Genomic DNA, 15,854 nt, shown 5'->3' with positions numbered 1-15,854 from the left:
CATCGAGTGACGACGTGTCCGGGTTCGTCCCGTCACCGTGTTGACGCGGGGGTGTACGGACGGAGCCCGCCGGACCGGGAGGCGGTCCGACGGGCTCGTGTCGCGCTTGCGCCGTGCCGGTGGTGTGCCGTCGGCTCAGCTGCTGAGGCGGGCACCCGTGCTGGTGGAGAACACGTGGGTCTCGTCGGCGATCGGCACGACGTGGATCGTCTCGCCGCGGGCCGGGATCTGCCGGCCGTGCACGCGGACCACGATGTCCTTGTCCTCGCCGCCGATCTTGGTGGTGCCGTAGACGAAGCCGTCCGAGCCGAGCTCCTCGACCACGTTGACCGTCACCGCGACGCCCTCGATGCCGCCGGCCGGGACGACCTCGAAGTGCTCCGGGCGGATGCCGACGGTCACGGTCTTGTCGAGGCCGGCGCCGGACAGGTCGTCACGCGAGATGTTGACCACCGAGCCGCCGAACTTCACGCCGCCGTCCACCAGCGGCACCTCGACCAGGTTCATGGCCGGCGAGCCGATGAAGCCGGCCACGAAGAGGTTGGCGGGCCTGTCGTACATGTTGCGCGGGGTGTCGACCTGCTGGAGCACGCCGCCCTTCAGCACCGCGACGCGGTCGCCCATGGTGAGCGCCTCGGTCTGGTCGTGGGTCACGTACACCGTGGTGATGCCCAGGCGGCGCTGCAGGCCGGCGATCTGGGTGCGGGTCGAGACGCGGAGCTTGGCGTCCAGGTTCGACAGCGGCTCGTCCATCAGGAAGACCTGCGGCTGGCGCACGATCGCCCGGCCCATCGCGACGCGCTGGCGCTGACCGCCGGACAGCGCCTTCGGCTTGCGGTCCAGGTACTCGGTGAGGTCGAGGATCTTCGCGGCCTCCTCGACCTTGGTGCGGATCTCGGCCTTGTTGACGCCGGCGATCTTGAGCGCGAAGCCCATGTTCTCCGCGACGGTCATGTGCGGGTAGAGCGCGTAGTTCTGGAACACCATCGCGATGTCCCGGTCCTTCGGCGGGAGGTGGGTGACGTCCCGGTCGCCGATCCGGATCGCGCCGCTGTTGACGTCCTCCAGGCCGGCCAGCATGCGCAGGCTGGTCGACTTGCCGCAGCCCGAGGGGCCGACCAGCACGAGGAATTCGCCGTCCGCGATCTCCAGGTCCAGCGCGTCCACGGAGGGCTTGTCCGCCCCCGGGTAGACGCGGGTCGCCTGGTCGTACGTGACAGAAGCCATGGTTGAGCTCTCCTTCACCGGCAGGAACGTGCCGGACGATCCGAGTAAAGGGGGGTTTCGTTCGTCTCACCGACCCGCCGAGTGGTCTGGACCACTACACGAACCGGCTCCCGGCGACGCTACCTGTGCCCCCGCCGCTTGTCAGCCCCCCTCCGGCCCGATTTCCGCATCGTTTCCATCACGCCCGCCCCAGCCGCCAACCCCCGGATATCCCCCCACCCCGCCACCCGCGCCCGGTAGACTGCCCCCGGTGCCGCCGTGATCCGTCGCGGACGGCCACCGTGCCTCCTTAGCTCAGCTGGCCAGAGCACCGCTCTTGTAAAGCGGGGGTCGTCGGTTCGAACCCGACAGGGGGCTCCGCGTGTGGAGGGCCAGTCCGCCGGGGTGCATCCGGTCGGGCTGGCCCTTCGGTGTTGGTGGGGCCGGGTCAGGAGGGTGGCGCGGCGGGGAGGGTGAGGGTTGCGAGGGCGCCGCCGGTGGGGTGGTTTGCGAAGGCCAGGGTGGCGCCGATGACGCGGGTGTGGCCGGTGGCGATGGTGAGGCCGAGGCCGTGGCCGCGGCCGCGTTCGGGGGCGTTGGTGCGGAAGCGCTGCGGGCCGTCGTCGAGGAGGTCGTCGGGGTAGCCGGGGCCGTGGTCGCGGACGGTGATGCGGTGGCCGTCGACGTGGAGTTCGACGGGGGCGGCGCCGTGGCGGTGGGCGTTGACGACGAGGTTGCCGAGGATGCGGTCCAGGCGGCGGAGGTCGGTGCGCACCTCGGCGTCGGCGGTGACCGTGACGTCCACGTCCAGGCCGGTGAGCGTGACGGTGCGGCGCACCGCCCGTTCGAGGGGGACGGTGGAGAGGTCCGGGGTCTCGACGTCGGCGTCGAGGCGGGAGACCTCCAGCAGGTCCTCGACGAGGGCGCGCAGGGCTTGGACCCGGTTCTGGACGAGCTGGGTGGGCCGGCCCGGGGGCAGCAGTTCGGCGGCGGTGACCAGGCCGGTCAGCGGGGTGCGCAGCTCGTGGGCGACGTCCGCGGTGAAGCGCTGCTCGTCCGCGAGCCGCCGGTGCAGCGAGCGGGACATCTGGTCGACGGCCGCCGCGAGGTCGGCCACCTCGTCCCGCCCGTCGACGAGTTCGCCGATCGGGGTGTCGGTCCGGCCGGCGGCGATGCCCCGGGCGGCGGTGGCCGCGGTGCGCAGGCGGCGGCTGATCCGGTCCGCGACCAGCACGCCGGCCAGGACGGTGGTGAAGACGGCCGCGACGACGGTGAGCAGGATGATCCGGTCGAGGTCGGCGATCGCCTGCCGGTCCTGGGTGAAGTCGACCCGGACCGAGAGCACGGCGTTCTGCACCGGTCCGGCCGCCCACATCGTCTCGCCGTCCGGCCCGGCCGCCAGCAGCGTGCCCTGTCGTCCGTCGGCGGCGAGCGTGTGCAGGCGGGCCGGCAGCGCGGGGTCGTTGAGGGCGGCGCCGTGGGCGGGGGCCTCGCCGCGTCCGTACGCGCCGAGCGAGGAGTCGAGGGCGGCGACGGCGGTGGCGCGGGCCTGGTCGACGTGCTGGCGGATCATCGCCTGGTGGACCAGCAGGCCGACGGCCACCGCGACCAGGACGGAGATCGCGGCGACGGCGGTGGCGATCTGGCGGCGCAGCGTCATGCCGGCCGCCGCAGCTTGTAGCCGAAGCCGCGGACGGTCTCGATCCGTCCGGCGCCGATCTTGGCGCGCAGCCGCTGCACGTGGACGTCGACCACGCGGGTGTCGGCGCCCCACTCGTAGTCCCAGACGCGTTCGAGCAGGGTAGAGCGCTCCAGCACGATGCCGGGCGCGGCGGTGAACTCCAGCAGCAGCCGCAGCTCGGTGGGGGTGAGCGGGACGAGGCGGCCGTCCACCCGGACCTCCATGCTGTCGGTGTCCACCTGCATGCCGTCGAAGCTGCGCACGGTGGGCGAGGGGGAGGGGGAAACAGGAGGGGAAACGGAAGGGGGCGGCGTGGGGAGGTCGTCGTCGGCAGGGGCCGGGACGACGCGGATCCGTCGCAGGACCGTCCGGATCCGGGCGACCAGCACGGCGCTCTCGAACGGCTTGACCACGTAGTCGTCCGCCCCTGCCTCCAGCCCGGACACGACGTCCACCGGGTCGGTGCGCGCCGACATCATCAGGATCGGCAGCTGGCTCTCCTCGCGGATCCGCCGGCACAGCCCGACGCCGTCGAGGAGCGGCAGCATGACGTCCAGCAGGACCAGGTCCGGCCGGACGGCGTGGAACGCCTCCAGCCCTTCCAGGCCGTCGGCGGCCGTGGAGACGGGGAAGCCGTAGCGCTCCAGGGCCATCCGGGTGGCCTCGCGGATCACCTCGTCGTCCTCGACGATCAGGATGCGGGGCTGCGCGGGCGTCTCGGCGGGGGTCATGGATGCTGAGGCTAGGGGGTCGGGGATCACGGCTGCACTCCCGGGAGGGCGGGCGTCGGCCGGGCGGGGTTCTTGGGGACGAGCGGGGACGGCACGGCCGTCGGGGTGGCCGGCTCGGCCGTCGGACGGACGGGGCCGGGGGCGCGGCCGCCCGGGGGCATGACGGACGTCACCGGGTCCGGTGCGGCGGACGGGCCGGGCAGCGGGCCGGTGCCCTCGAACTTCTGCTCCAGCCGGACGAGCCGGACGCCGTCCCACTGGTAGTGGCTGGTGGTCTGGACGGAGGTGGTGGTCTGCTCGTGCAGCCACAGGTCGGTGCCGATGGTCTCGGCGCTGAACAGCGGCACCAGCTTGACCCGCAGGATCGGCACGAGCCGGTCGTCGACCAGGGTGTAGACGTGCAGCACGACCTGCTGGGGCACGGCCACGGCGGTGATCAGCTCGGGCTTGCCGTCGCCGGTGAGGTCGCGGAACTCGGCGCTGCGGACCGCGCAGCCGGTGCACGATCCGAGGGCCGGCCGCTCCTCCGCGCTCACGCCGGGGTCCTTCGTGAGGACGGCGTGGACGTCGACCGCGGTGATGTCCCGCCCGGCCACGGTCAGGTCGGGGACGGGCTGCGGCGGCGCCTGGGACGCGGAGCCGGTCTCGGCGGCGGAGGAGGACGGCGTCGGCGGGGCGTTCAGCCCGGGCCAGAGCGGCTGGGCGCGCAGCGGCGGTGTCACCGGCTGCGACGGGCCGTGGTCCTTCAGGCCGCCGGGGTCGGCCCGGCCCACGACCAGGGCCGCGGCCAGCGCGACGAGGACGGCCACGGCCGCGAGGGCGGCCACCGGCGTGGCGGCGCGCCGTCGGCGGGGCGGGGGTGTTGCTGCCACGTCGGTGCTCGCCCTCCTGGAATGCCTGGTCTGGGACGCCTGGCCTGGGATGCCTGGTCTGGAACGCCTGGTCTGGGATGCCTGGTCGTGGGGGGACGCCGCAGGCGTACGGCGTCCTTGGTGTGCCTTTGGTGTAGGTCGTGCCGGCGGTGGCCGGCGGTTCCCGTGCGGCCGGCCGGGCCGCCTCAGGCCGCCTCGGCCGGCCTCAGGCCAGGTCGGCCAGGACGACGATGTTGTCGGTCCAGTGGCCGTCCGCACCGATGCTGCCGCCGCAGGTGATGAGCCTGAGGGTCGGGGCCGGGGTGTCGCCGTAGACGGCATCGGTGGGGAAGCGGTCCTTGGCGGCCTGCAGCAGTGAGCGGACCTTGAAGTCCACAGTGGTGCCGTCCGCGCGCCGCACCTGGACGAGGTCGCCCGGCCGCAGCTGCGGCACGCGGTGGAAGACCGCCGGGCCGTGGACGGTGTCGTAGTGCCCGATCAGGACGGTGGGGCCGGTCTCGCCCGGGGTGGGCCCGTTGCGGTACCAGCCGACCTCCCCGGCCCGGTCGGCCGGCGGCACCTGGACCGTCCCGTCGGCGTTCAGGCCGAGGCCGGTCACCGGGGCGTCGACGCCGGCCGACGGGATGAGCAGGCGGGTCGGCTCCGAGGCGGGGAGGGCCTTCGGGGCGGCGGGCGGTGCGGTGGCGGCGGAAGTGCCGGCGCCGGTGGTGCCGGAGACGCCCGGGGTGGACGCGGCGGGCCCGGGGGCCGGACCGTCCGTCGCGCTGCCGTGCGCCGAGGACTCGATCCGGACGACCGGCGTCTCCTGGGAGCCGATCGCCACCGACACGCCGAGCACCAGGCACAGCAGCCCGGCCGCCCCCACGACGGCCCGGCGCACCACGCCCGGTCTGCGCCGGGGCCCGCGCCGCCGTCCGCGCCCTCGTTCCGGTACAGGCCCCTGCCCTCGTCCCCGACCGGTCGCGCGCCGCCGCCGGCCGGCCGGTGCCCCGTCCGCGCCCGGGGCCGCCCCGGCACCGCCGCCCCGCCTGGCCAGGTGCGGGGCTGCGGCGCCGGGGTGCCCGGAGGGCTCGGGGCCGGTGTCAGCCGCGCGCACCGGAGCGGCGGCGCAGGAGGGCGAAGCCCAGCGCCCCGGCGCCGACGGCCGCGACGGCACCGCCGGCGGCCAGCGTGAGGCCGTTGCCGTCGGTCGCGGTGGACCCGTCCCCGGCCTGGGCGGCGCCCTTCGGGACCTCGCGGACCTGCGGCCGGTTGGTGTCCTGGGCGTCGGCCGGCGCGGGCGTGGCGGTGGGCGTCTTGGCGACGCCCGCGGCGGAGGGGGCACCGGCGGTGGGCCGGGCCGGAGCGGGCTGGGCGGGTGCGGAGCCCTTCGGCACCACGACCGCGCCGGAGGCGGCGGGGCCGGCGGTCGGGGTGGCCGTCGGGATGGCCGGGGCGGCGCTCGGGGCGGCCGTGGGCGTGGCCGGGGCGGGGGCCCCGTCGGCCCACGCCTGCCCGCCGGTCAGGGCGGTCAGCAGCGCGGCCCCGGTCAGTGCGCAGACGGCCAGGACCCGGCGGCCCGGCGCGCGATCGGTACGGCTCCTGCTCATGGGGTGCTCTCCTTCGTCGGCATCGTCGACGCTCGTCGTCGATGGTCGGCATTGACGTCCGTCGTCGACGTCCGTCCTCGACGCGTTCCGACCCCTGCGGCCGGTGCGTCGACGGAGACGTTAGGGAGCCCGTGTCGCGGTCCCCGGCCGGTCGCGTCACGGCGGCCCATCGGCTTCGTAACGCCCCCGACGGCCTTCGTAACGGCTCCGGAGGGCTCTGTAACGACGACCGGGCAACGACGGCCGGGCGACGAAGGCCCGGCAACGCCCCCCGGAGCCCCGGCAACGACCCCCGGAGCCCCGGCAACGACCCCCGGAGCCCCGCGGCACCACCCAACTCCCGGTACGCGGAAGGAAACCTCCCCCGCCCCTGAACCAACCCGCCCGCCCGTGCGTACCCCCTGGTGATGGGGGACCGGAGAGAAAGGTGGCAGCGATGAGCATGCTGGCCAACCTGGTCCCGGCGATGCGGCACGGCGGCAAGCACGACCGCAAGACCGGCAAGGAGACCAGGGACTCCAAGGCGGGCCGCCGTCGTCGTCGCGGGTCGAACTCGCGGCACTGACGGCCCCGCCGTCCTGTCAGGGCCGGGCCCCCGGCGGCCCGGCCACGTTCCACGGGCTGGAGTCGAACCGTGTGGTCACCGCTGCGGCCGACGGCCGCCGACGCGGGTGACGGCGACGGCGCCCGGGTGGATCCGGTCGTCGAGCCGGCCCCGGCCCTGCCGCTGCGGCGGACGTTCGGGCGGCTCTGGCCCTACACGAGGGGCGGGCGGCGCTGGCTGGCCCTGCTGCTGGTCCTCGTCCTGGCCGGCCCGGTGGTCGACGCGGCCGCGATCTGGCTGTTCAAGGTCGTCGTCGACGACGTCCTCGTCCCGCACAGGCTCGGCCTCTTCCTGCCGGTCGCGCTCGCCTACGCGGGGCTGACGGTCATGGCGGGGGCCCTGGGCTTCGCCGACGAGATGACCTCGACGTGGGTCGGCGAGCGCTTCCTGCTGGCCCTGCGGGCGGACGTGTTCCGGCACCTGCAGGGCTTGTCGCTCGGCTTCTTCGAGCGGCGGCGGCTCGGCGACGTGCTGGCGCGGCTGACCGGCGACGTCGAGGCGGTCGAGACGTTCCTGCTCTCGGGCGTCGTCGACGCGGTCGCGTACGTCGCCGAACTCGCCGTCTTCCTGGGGGTGTTGTTCTACCTGCGGTGGGACCTCGCGCTGGTCGCGCTCATCGTGGTGCCGCTGTTCTGGTTCACCGCGCGGCACTTCTCGGCGCGGGTGAAGGCTGCCTCGCGCGAGCGGCGGCGGCGCAGCGGCTCGGTCAGCGCGCTCACCGAGGAGTCGCTCGGCAACATCGCGCTCGTCCAGGCCTGCAACCGGCAGGGCTGGGAGCAGGAGCGGTTCCGGCGGGAGAGCATGGCGCGGTTCCGGGCGACGATGGAGGCCACCCGCCTGCGCGCGCTGTTCGCGCCTATCGTGGACGTCCTGGAGCTGGCCGGCGCGCTGATCGTCCTCGGAGTGGGCGCCTGGGAGCTCGCGCGCGGACGCCTGACGCTGGGCGAACTCCTGGTCTTCGTCGCCCTGTTGAGCCGGCTGTACGGCCCGGTCCGGGGGATCTCCCGGCTCAGCAACGGCTTCTACTCGGCCTCCGCCGCCGCCGAACGGATCCTCGAACTCCTCGACGAGCGCCCGCAGGTGAGCGATCCGCTGGTGCCGCTGCGCCCCGCCCGGGTGCGCGGGGCGGTGGCCTTCGACGGGGTCTGGTTCCGCTACCCGGGCTCGACGCGGGTGGCGCTGTTCGACGTGTCGTTCCGCGCCGAGCCGGGCGAGACGGTCGCGCTGGTCGGCCCGAGCGGTGCGGGCAAGTCGACCGCCGCCAAGCTGCTGCTGCGCTTCTACGACCCCGAGCGCGGGGCCGTCCGCCTGGACGGGATCGACCTGCGCGAACTGGCGGTCGCCGACCTGCGCGAGCACATCGCCGTCCTGCTCCAGGAGACCCTGGTCGTTCACGGCACCGTGCGCGAGAACATCGCGTACGGGCGGCCGGGCGCCACGGACGCCGAGATCGTGGCCGCCGCCCGGGCCGCCGACGCCCACGAGTTCGTCAGCCGGCTCCCGGACGGCTACGACACGGTGGTCGGCCGCAACGGGCGGCTGCTGTCCGGCGGGCAGTGCCGGCGGCTGGCGATCGCCCGCGCGATGATCCGCGACGCGCCCGTGCTGATCCTCGACGAGCCGACGACGGGGCTGGACGCCGAGTCCGCGCGGCGGGTCCTGGCGCCGCTCGGGCGGCTCATGCGGGGCCGGACGACGATCGTCGTCTCGCACGACCTGTCCGCCGTCCGGCACGCCGACCGGATCGTGCTGCTCCGCGGCGGCTGCGTCGCGGACAGCGGCACGCACGGGGAACTGCTGGCCCGCGACGACGGATACGCGCGACTCGACGGGCTGCAGCGCTCCGACCTGGCCGAGGAGGTGCCGAGTTGAGTCCGGACACCGTCCAACCACCCCTCCCCGCAGGGGCGTTCATCGCCCCCGGGTACCAGGTCCTGGCGCACCTCTGCCGCACCGGCTGGCTCGACCTCTACGACGCCTGGAGCGGGGAGCGCGACTGCCGCTGCGTCGTGAAGGTGCTCCGACCGGACCGCCGCCGCGAGCGGCGGCTGCGCGCCCGGCTGCTCCAGGAGGGCCGCTGGCTGGCCGAGTTCACGCACCCGCACCTCGTCCGCGGCTACGGGACGGGCGAGCGCCCGCAACCGTACGCCGTCCTGGAGACGCTCGCCGGGGAGACGCTCTCCCACGTCCTGGACACCCGCCCCCGCCGCCCGGCCGCCGCCGACGTGGCCATGCTCGGGCTCCACCTGTGCTCGGCCGTCCACTACCTGCACGGCCGCGGCCTGCTGCACCTCGACCTCAAGCCCTCCAACGTCGTGATCGACTGCCGCCGCGCCAAGGTGCTCGACCTCAGCGTCGCCCGTCCGCCCGGCCCGGCCGCACCCGGCATCGGCACCGACGGCTACCTCGCCCCCGAGCAGGCCCGCGGTGGGCGGCTCACCGCGGCCGCCGACGTGTGGGGCATCGGCATCACCCTCTACGAGGCCGCCACCGGCGACGTCCCGTACGACGGCCCGGACCCGGACGGCCCGGCACCACCGGTCTCCCGGCGCCGCCGCCTCCCGCGCCCGCTGGCCGCCGCCATCGACGCCTGCCTCCGCACCGACCCGGAAGCCCGCCCGAGCGTGCCCGAACTGGCCGATCGTCTCGATGAGTTGCTCCCCCAGGGGCGCCGCGCGGTGCCGCCGGACGAGCAGTGACCTCAGCGCGCCGCCCGCAGCCGGCGCAGCGTCCAGTCCGTGCCCAGCCGCTGCGTGTGCGCCGTGAATAGCTCCGCGGCCCGGCGGTACGACAGCCGCCCACGGCCCGTGTGCGGGCAGCGGTCCGCGGGTGTGGTGCCGGCAGGGGCCCTGCGGTCGGTGAGGAAGAGCGGCCCGGTGGCGCGACCGGCGACGAGGAGGGGGAGCAGGCGGGCGGTGCCGGCCTGCCACTGCACCGCCGGCCGCCCCGGGCGGGGGCGGGTGCGGCGTGCCGGGAGGTCGAGGTCGTCGGTGTTCAGGGCGAGGACGGTCTCGATCGCGGCGCCGGACTCGTGCAGCAGGTGCCACAGCGTCTGCTCGCGCAGCGGCGCCCGGAGCGCGAACAGGGCGCGCAGCTCGTCCGGGGTGAGCGGGCCGGCGGCGGGTGCGGGGGCCGGGTGGGCGCGCAGGCCGGTGGTCGGGTCCCGGGTGATCCAGCCCCGGGCGCGCCACCAGGCCACGGCCGCGCGCAGGGTGGACAGCTCGCGGTTGAGCGTGCGCGCGTCGGTGTCCGCGGCGCGGCGGGTGACGGCGGCGCCGAGGCGGGCGGCGGCGTCCGGGTGGTCGAGCAGGGCGAGGGGGAGGACGGGCGGCCGGGCGCGGCGCCGCCCCGGGCCGGTGGGGGCGGTGCGGCCGGCGAGCGCCCAGGCCCAGGTGTCCAGCCCGATCCGGTAGACCCGGCGGGAGCCCTCGGCGAGTCCGGAGACGGCGAGGTAGCGCTCGACGGCGACGGCGTACTCGACCGGGGGAAGCTCTGTCATCAGTGATCCTCTACCGCAGTAAACGAATGCCTCACGGACGCTTGAATCGTATCCGGTAGTCGCAGTAAACAGCAGGTGAAGCGGTATCCAGGTAGCCGTTTACTGCGGCACATTCGGCCATCGCAGAAATTGATGCGAAAAGACTCAAGTTTTTTCGCCGGAGCCCTTGAACGGCTGCTCCGCGCGGAGGCAGACTTGCCGCCCATGGCAGTGGAAACCGAACGGATCCCGGCCCGTCGACGGCGCCCTGGAGACCGTCTCGCCGTGCTGGGCGAGCGCGACTTCCGGTGGTTCTTCACGGGCTACGCGACGTCCCTCCTCGGCTCCGCGATGGCACCGGTGGCGGTGGCCTTCGCGGTGCTCGGCGGTGGAGCGGACGGCAGTGGCGGCCCCGGTGGCGGCGGCCCTGGCGCTGGCGGCACCGGCGGGGACGGCGCCGACCTGGGCTGGGTGATGGCCGCCCGGATCCTGCCGGTGGTGCTGGTCCTGCTCGCCGGCGGAGTGATCGCCGACCGGCTCGGCAGCCGCCGCGTGATGCTCGCCTCGGACGGGCTCCGCGGAGTCGTCCAGGCGCTGTTCGCCGTGCTGCTGGCGACCGGACGGGCGCCGCTGTGGGCGATGGTGGCGCTCGTCGCCGTGTGGGGGATCGGCGAGGGGCTGTTCATGCCGGGGCTGGGCGCGCTGGTGCCCGGCCTGGTGCGCCGCCAGGAGCTCGTCGGCGACGCCAACACGCTGCTGGGGATGGCCCGTTCGGTCGCGACGGTGGCCGGTCCCGCACTGGCCGGCGTGATCACGGCGGTCTGGGGGCCGGCGGTGGTGCTGGCGGCCGACGCGGCGACGTACGGGGTCGGCGCGTTCGCGCTGTACCGGCTGCGCCTGGCCGGTGCGGCGCCGGCCGGCGGGCGCGAGTCGCTCCTCGCGGACCTCCGCGCGGGCTGGTCGGAGTTCGGCTCCCGGCCGTGGCTGTGGATCACCACCGCGCACATGGGGCTCTTCAACCTGCTGGTGTGGGCGCCGTTCCTGATCCTCGGGCCGCTCACCGCGCAGCGCGAGCTCGGCGGTGCGCGCGCCTGGGGCGCGGTGATGGCCGTGTACGGCGTCGGTGCGGTGCTGGGCGGCCTGCTGATGCTGGGCCGTCGCCCGGCCCGGCCGCTGGCGGTGGCCACCGTGGCGACGCTGGGCTGGGCGCTGCCCTCGGCGGCACTGGCGGCCGGTGCGGCGCTGCCGTGGGTGGTGGCCGGGGCGCTGGTCGCGGGCGTCGGCTCGGCGGTCTGCGGCACGCTGTACGGCACGACGATGCAGCGCTGGGTGCCGCCGGAGGCGCTGGGCCGGGTGACGTCCTTCGGCGCGCTGGGCGCCTTCGCCCTGGGGCCGGTGGGCCTGGCGGCGGCGGGACCGCTGGCGGGGCGGCTCGGGACGGGGACCGTCCTGGCGCTCGGCGCCCTCTGGCAACTCGGCGCCGCCGTGGCGGTGCTGGCCGTACCCGCCGTGCGCCGCCGCCCCTGGGAGGGCGACGAGGAGGCCACCTGAACCCGCTCCGGGGCGCACCCCCGGGCGGACGCCCGGCCCCGGCGCGCCACCGCCCCGCCCGCCTGGTGGACCCGCCGGCGGGCGGGGCCGCCCTCCGCGCCCCGCCCCGGGCCGCCCTCCGCGCCCGCCCCGGGCCACTCTCCCCGTCCCCGGGCCACTCTCCCCGCCCCCGGGCGGTCCCGGTGAGCCGGTCGTACGGTGGAGGGTGCGGGGGTCGACGGAGTCGACGGAGGAGGCCGGCCATGCCCGGTTCGCTCACCATCAGCCACCACGAGGCCGCGGTGGCCCTCGACCACACGGACGCCGCGCGGCTCGCCACCGTGCTGGAGGAACTGGCCTATCTGCTGGAGATCCCGGGCCCGAACCGGATCAACGACGCGCAGCTCACCGTCCTGTGCGAGGGACGCGCGGCGAACCGCGCCGAGCTGTCGCACTGGTCCCGCGCGCTCGCGGCGCAGCTGAAGGGCCGGCTCTAGCCCGGCGCACCGGCGCCGCCGCCGGGCCCGCCGTACGATGGCGCGCGGGGCGGGCGGTGGTCGCACGCCTCCCGGGTGCCGGGGTGGCCGGCGGCCGGCCCGGTGGAGGGTGAGGGTGGGGGCCCGAGCGTGTCGCAGATGTCCTGGCTGACCGTGCCGACGCCGCTGCCGAGCGGCCCGATGCACATCGCCGTGACGCCGCTGGGCGTGGCGGCGGCGGGTTACGGCGGCCGCGACGGCGAGGCGCCGGCCTGCACCGACGACGCGAAGATCGCCGCCGTCACCGACCGGATCAGCGCCTACCTGGCGGGCCGCAGCCGGGAGTTGGGCCTGCCGATCGACTGGAGCCTGAGCAGCGGCCCGCACCGGGAGGTGCTGCGGACGCTGTGGCGCGAGGTGCCGTACGGGCGGACCATCACCTACGGCGAACTGGCCGCGCGCAGCGGGGTGTTCGAGAGCGTGACCGAGCCGGGCCTGGCGGCCCGCACGGTGGGGCAGATGATGGCCGCCAACCCCGTCGCGCTGCTCGTGCCGTGCCACCGGGTGGTGGCGGCGGACGGCATCGGGGGCTTCGGCGGCGGCCGGGTCGGGGTCGACGTGAAGCGCTGGCTGCTGACCCTGGAGGGCGTGCTGGAGCCGACTCTCGACTGGAACGGCCCACTCTGACGCGCTGGATGCGGGAGGATGGCACCCGGCATTCCGGCGAGTTCGATTAAGCAATCGAACAAATATCGAGCAAGTGATCTAGTCGTACTATTTGTTCGGTTATTCCGAACCACTCGAATGAGTGATTGCGGCGTGCCTCCGTTCGGGCCCACCATGAAGTTGCACCATGAATATGCAAGGCGTCACTTCATCGGGTTTGCGAAGGGCTCCCCTATGTCGACCGAAACGAATGCCGGTATTCCTGCGCCGGGTGCGCAGCCGGAGATCCGGCAGCAGCAGAGTCTGAGCACGGCGGGTGCGCGGAACCTCGCCACGACCACCAAGTCCGCGCCGCAGATGCAGGGCATCAGCCCGCGCTGGCTGCTCAGGATGCTGCCGTGGGTGCAGGTCTCCGGTGGTACCTACCGGGTGAACCGTCGCCTGCGCTACTCGATCGGCCGCGGCCGGGTGAGCTTCGTCAAGACGGGCGCCGAGGTGCGGATCGTCCCGCCGAGCCTCACCGAGGTGCCGGTGCTGCGCGGCTTCCAGGACGAGGCCCTCCTGGAGGAGCTGGCCGGGCGCTTCGTGCAACGCGAGTTCTCCGCGGGTGACGTGCTGATCTCCGCCGGTGCGGAGATCAGCGAGGTCTTCATCATCGCGCACGGCAAGCTGGAGCGGATCGGAACGGGCAAGTACGGCGAGGAAACGGTCATCGGCACCCTCGCCGACGGCGACCACCTCGGCGACGAGGCCCTGCAGGAGGACACCAACACCTGGCCGTACACGGTGAAGGCGGCCACCGCCGGCACCGTGATGGTGCTGCAGTGGCCCGCCTTCCAGGAGCTCCACGACCGCTCCGAGTCGCTGCAGCTGCAGATCATGGAGTACCTGAACGGCTTCCAGCAGGCGCAGAACAAGCACGGCGAGGCCGCGATCGACCTCTCCGCCGGCCACGAGGGCGAGTTCGAGCTGCCCGGCGCCTTCGTCGACTACGAGCTGAAGCCGCGCGAGTACGAGCTGAGCGTCGCCCAGACGATCCTCAAGGTGCACAGCCGGGTCGCCGACCTCTACAACCAGCCGATGAACCAGACCGAGCACCAGTTGCGGCTGACGATCGAGGCCCTGCGCGAGCGCCAGGAGCACGAGCTGATCAACAACCCGGAGTTCGGCCTCCTGCAGAACGCCGAGTACGACCAGCGGATCCAGACGCACTCCGGCCCGCCCACGCCGGACGACATGGACGACCTGCTCAGCCGCCGCCGCAGCACCAGGATGTTCCTCGCGCACCCGAAGGCGATCGCCGCCTTCGGCCGCGAGTGCAACAAGCGCGGCCTCTACCCGGGCACGGTCGAGGTCGAGGGCAAGCACGTCACCTCGTGGCGCGGGGTGCCGGTCTTCCCGTGCAACAAGATCCCGATCATCGGCGGCCACACCAGCTCGATCATCGCGATGCGGGTCGGCGAGGACAACCAGGGCGTCATCGGCCTGAACCAGACCGGAATTCCGGACGAGTACCAGCCGGGCCTTTCGGTGCGGTTCATGGGGATCGACGAGAAGGCCATCATCTCCTACCTGGTCAGCGCCTACTATTCGGCCGCCGTCCTGGTGCCGGACGCGATCGGCGTCCTGGAGAACGTGGACATCGCCCAGCGCTGAGGCGGGCGCCGCGGGCCGGCCGCGGAGGCGGCCCGCACGGCACGCCGACCGCACCCCGTCCCACCGCACCGAGCACCGTCCGGCCCGGGCCCGTGTCCCGGGCCGGGCCGGGCGGCGCCACGCGCGCCCTACCGCGCACCGGCCGGCCGCGTCGCCCCCAGGGCGGCGGCCGGCCTTCTCACGACAGGTCATCAGGGGGAGGAACCCATGACGAGCCCCACGCTGGAGCGGGACCACCGGGAGGGCCACGAGGCCGAGGACGTGCTCGTCCGGGCCCGCGGTCTGGTCGACCCGGTCCTGCGGGCCGCCGTCGACTCGCTGCCGGGCGCGATGCGCAAGGTCGCCGGCTACCACTTCGGCTGGTGGGAGGCGGACGGCTCGCCCTCCGCGTCGCCCTCCGGCAAGGCGATCCGCCCGGCCATGGTCCTCGCCGCCGCCCAGGCCCTCGGCGGCGACCCGGCCGCGGCCACCGCCGCCGCGGCGGCCGTCGAGCTGGTGCACAACTTCACCCTGCTCCACGACGACGTCATCGACCGCGACGAGACCCGCCGCCACCGCCCCACCGCCTGGCGGGTGTTCGGCACCACCGAGGCGATCCTGGCCGGCGACGCGATGCACTCGCTGGCGCTGCGGCTGCTGGCCGAGGACACCCACCCGGCCGCCCGGTCCGCCGTCCGCCGGCTCACCGACTGCGTGGTCGAGCTGTGCGAGGGCCAGCAGATCGACTGCGCCTTCGAGCAGCGGGACGACGTCTCGCTCGCCGAGTGCCTCGCGATGGCCGAGGCGAAGACGGGCGCCCTGCTGGGCGCGTCCTGCGCGATGGGCGCGGAGTACGGCGGCGCGTCCGAGCGGGCGGCGAAGGCGATGGACGGCTTCGGGCGGGAGATCGGTCTGGCGTTCCAGCTGATCGACGACCTGATCGGCATCTGGGGCGACCCGGCCGTCACCGGCAAGCCGGTCGGAGCGGACCTGGTGGCCCGGAAGAAGTCGCTGCCGGTGGTCGCGGCACTCGGCTCGGGCACGCCCGACGGCGCCCGGCTCGCCGAGCTGTACACGCTGGAACGGCAGCTCAGTGCCGAGGAGTTGGCGCTCTGCGCGGCGGCCGTCGAGGGCGCGGGCGGGCGCGGCTGGGCGCAGGGCGCGTCCTGCGAGCGGATGGCCGCCGCGATGGACCTGCTGGCCGTGGCCGTGCCCGAGCCGGCCCGGACGGACGAACTGCTCGCGCTGGCCGAGCTGGTGACGCGCCGCACCCACTGACCGCGCGGGGGAGTGGGGAGTAGGCCCCGCCGGCGGCCCCCACCGGCGTGGGGGCCCGTTTACCACCGTTTGCCGCCCCCGGTTTAAAAACCGCGGCGGGGCCCTACC

At 74.8% G+C, this 15,854-nt stretch carries 15 protein-coding genes and 1 tRNA gene; 9 read left to right on the top strand and 7 right to left on the bottom strand.

What is annotated here, in order from left to right; translation table 11 throughout:
- Positions 1 to 135 precede the first annotated feature (135 nt).
- Positions 136 to 1,227 carry an ABC transporter ATP-binding protein gene (locus ACFVU9_RS28555; RefSeq protein WP_380442446.1) on the bottom strand — a complete coding sequence of 364 codons (1,092 nt, stop codon included), beginning with the start codon at positions 1,225 to 1,227 and terminating at the stop codon, positions 136 to 138.
- A gap of 283 nt (positions 1,228 to 1,510) precedes the next feature.
- Here ACFVU9_RS28555 and ACFVU9_RS28550 point away from each other — a divergent pair.
- Positions 1,511 to 1,584 (top strand) — tRNA-Thr (locus ACFVU9_RS28550).
- 70 nt (positions 1,585 to 1,654) lie between these two features.
- Here ACFVU9_RS28550 and ACFVU9_RS28545 read toward each other — a convergent pair.
- The 5 genes from ACFVU9_RS28545 to ACFVU9_RS28525 all read right to left on the bottom strand — a co-directional run bounded on the left by ACFVU9_RS28545 (position 1,655) and on the right by ACFVU9_RS28525 (position 6,079).
- On the bottom strand, positions 1,655 to 2,866 hold the full coding sequence (locus ACFVU9_RS28545; RefSeq protein WP_380442444.1) for a sensor histidine kinase: 1,212 nt from the start codon (positions 2,864 to 2,866) through the stop codon (positions 1,655 to 1,657).
- Positions 2,863 to 3,618 (bottom strand): two-component system response regulator CseB, encoded by a 756-nt coding sequence (gene cseB / locus ACFVU9_RS28540; RefSeq protein ID WP_387598191.1) that lies wholly within the window; start codon positions 3,616 to 3,618, stop codon positions 2,863 to 2,865. Before cseB ends, ACFVU9_RS28545 begins: the two co-directional genes overlap by 4 nt.
- Before the next feature lie 26 nt (positions 3,619 to 3,644).
- A complete protein-coding gene (locus ACFVU9_RS28535) occupies positions 3,645 to 4,490 on the bottom strand; it encodes a hypothetical protein (protein ID WP_387598188.1) in 846 nt (281 codons plus the stop codon).
- A gap of 205 nt (positions 4,491 to 4,695) precedes the next feature.
- Positions 4,696 to 5,370: a class F sortase gene (locus tag ACFVU9_RS28530; RefSeq protein ID WP_387598186.1), complete on the bottom strand. Its 675-nt coding sequence runs from the start codon at positions 5,368 to 5,370 to the stop codon at positions 4,696 to 4,698.
- A gap of 202 nt (positions 5,371 to 5,572) precedes the next feature.
- Complete coding sequence (locus ACFVU9_RS28525; RefSeq protein ID WP_387598183.1) at positions 5,573 to 6,079, bottom strand: hypothetical protein; 507 nt, start codon at positions 6,077 to 6,079, stop codon at positions 5,573 to 5,575.
- Positions 6,080 to 6,515: 436 nt separating this feature from the next.
- On the opposite strand from ACFVU9_RS28525, the gene ACFVU9_RS28520 reads away from it, so the two are divergent.
- The 3 genes from ACFVU9_RS28520 to ACFVU9_RS28510 all read left to right on the top strand — a co-directional run bounded on the left by ACFVU9_RS28520 (position 6,516) and on the right by ACFVU9_RS28510 (position 9,382).
- Positions 6,516 to 6,644, top strand: coding sequence for a hypothetical protein (locus tag ACFVU9_RS28520; protein WP_380442434.1), 129 nt, complete (start codon positions 6,516 to 6,518; stop codon positions 6,642 to 6,644).
- Between the two features lie 69 nt (positions 6,645 to 6,713).
- Entirely contained in the window at positions 6,714 to 8,555 is a 1,842-nt protein-coding gene (locus ACFVU9_RS28515; protein ID WP_387598180.1) for an ABC transporter ATP-binding protein, read from the top strand.
- A complete protein-coding gene (locus ACFVU9_RS28510) occupies positions 8,552 to 9,382 on the top strand; it encodes a serine/threonine-protein kinase (RefSeq protein WP_387598177.1) in 831 nt (276 codons plus the stop codon). The genes ACFVU9_RS28515 and ACFVU9_RS28510 overlap by 4 nt, the downstream gene beginning before the upstream one ends.
- Before the next feature lie 2 nt (positions 9,383 to 9,384).
- On the opposite strand, the gene ACFVU9_RS28505 is transcribed toward ACFVU9_RS28510, so the two are convergent.
- Positions 9,385 to 10,182: a hypothetical protein gene (locus tag ACFVU9_RS28505; protein WP_387598174.1), complete on the bottom strand. Its 798-nt coding sequence runs from the start codon at positions 10,180 to 10,182 to the stop codon at positions 9,385 to 9,387.
- 204 nt (positions 10,183 to 10,386) lie between these two features.
- On the opposite strand from ACFVU9_RS28505, the gene ACFVU9_RS28500 reads away from it, so the two are divergent.
- The 5 genes from ACFVU9_RS28500 (at position 10,387) to ACFVU9_RS28480 (ending at position 15,746) form a co-directional block, all read left to right on the top strand.
- Positions 10,387 to 11,712, top strand: coding sequence for an MFS transporter (locus tag ACFVU9_RS28500; protein ID WP_387598171.1), 1,326 nt, complete (start codon positions 10,387 to 10,389; stop codon positions 11,710 to 11,712).
- A gap of 242 nt (positions 11,713 to 11,954) precedes the next feature.
- A complete protein-coding gene (locus tag ACFVU9_RS28495) occupies positions 11,955 to 12,188 on the top strand; it encodes a hypothetical protein (RefSeq protein WP_380442424.1) in 234 nt (77 codons plus the stop codon).
- Between the two features lie 138 nt (positions 12,189 to 12,326).
- Complete coding sequence (locus ACFVU9_RS28490; RefSeq protein ID WP_387598168.1) at positions 12,327 to 12,854, top strand: methylated-DNA--[protein]-cysteine S-methyltransferase; 528 nt, start codon at positions 12,327 to 12,329, stop codon at positions 12,852 to 12,854.
- A gap of 213 nt (positions 12,855 to 13,067) precedes the next feature.
- A complete protein-coding gene (locus ACFVU9_RS28485) occupies positions 13,068 to 14,489 on the top strand; it encodes a family 2B encapsulin nanocompartment shell protein (protein WP_380496671.1) in 1,422 nt (473 codons plus the stop codon).
- 207 nt (positions 14,490 to 14,696) lie between these two features.
- Positions 14,697 to 15,746 (top strand): family 2 encapsulin nanocompartment cargo protein polyprenyl transferase, encoded by a 1,050-nt coding sequence (locus tag ACFVU9_RS28480; protein ID WP_380442417.1) that lies wholly within the window; start codon positions 14,697 to 14,699, stop codon positions 15,744 to 15,746.
- Positions 15,747 to 15,854: the final 108 nt, after the last annotated feature.

This window comes from Kitasatospora sp. NPDC057936 (genome assembly GCF_042887525.1).
Classification (GTDB): domain Bacteria; phylum Actinomycetota; class Actinomycetes; order Streptomycetales; family Streptomycetaceae; genus Kitasatospora.
Note: the sequence above shows the minus strand (reverse complement) of the source record. Positions and strands in the feature narration are given on the sequence as shown.

What these genes read in the sequence shown, in the direction of transcription:
- ACFVU9_RS28555 (WP_380442446.1), bottom strand. Translation starts at nt 1,227, where the DNA reads ATGGCTTCTGTCACGTACGACCAGGCGACCCGCGTCTACCCGGGGGCG.
- ACFVU9_RS28545 (WP_380442444.1), bottom strand. Translation starts at nt 2,866, where the DNA reads ATGACGCTGCGCCGCCAGATCGCCACCGCCGTCGCCGCGATCTCCGTC.
- cseB (WP_387598191.1), bottom strand. Translation starts at nt 3,618, where the DNA reads ATGACCCCCGCCGAGACGCCCGCGCAGCCCCGCATCCTGATCGTCGAG.
- ACFVU9_RS28525 (WP_387598183.1), bottom strand. Translation starts at nt 6,079, where the DNA reads ATGAGCAGGAGCCGTACCGATCGCGCGCCGGGCCGCCGGGTCCTGGCC.
- ACFVU9_RS28520 (WP_380442434.1), top strand. Translation starts at nt 6,516, where the DNA reads ATGAGCATGCTGGCCAACCTGGTCCCGGCGATGCGGCACGGCGGCAAG.
- ACFVU9_RS28505 (WP_387598174.1), bottom strand. Translation starts at nt 10,182, where the DNA reads ATGACAGAGCTTCCCCCGGTCGAGTACGCCGTCGCCGTCGAGCGCTAC.
- ACFVU9_RS28500 (WP_387598171.1), top strand. Translation starts at nt 10,387, where the DNA reads ATGGCAGTGGAAACCGAACGGATCCCGGCCCGTCGACGGCGCCCTGGA.
- ACFVU9_RS28495 (WP_380442424.1), top strand. Translation starts at nt 11,955, where the DNA reads ATGCCCGGTTCGCTCACCATCAGCCACCACGAGGCCGCGGTGGCCCTC.
- ACFVU9_RS28490 (WP_387598168.1), top strand. Translation starts at nt 12,327, where the DNA reads ATGTCCTGGCTGACCGTGCCGACGCCGCTGCCGAGCGGCCCGATGCAC.
- ACFVU9_RS28485 (WP_380496671.1), top strand. Translation starts at nt 13,068, where the DNA reads ATGTCGACCGAAACGAATGCCGGTATTCCTGCGCCGGGTGCGCAGCCG.
- ACFVU9_RS28480 (WP_380442417.1), top strand. Translation starts at nt 14,697, where the DNA reads ATGACGAGCCCCACGCTGGAGCGGGACCACCGGGAGGGCCACGAGGCC.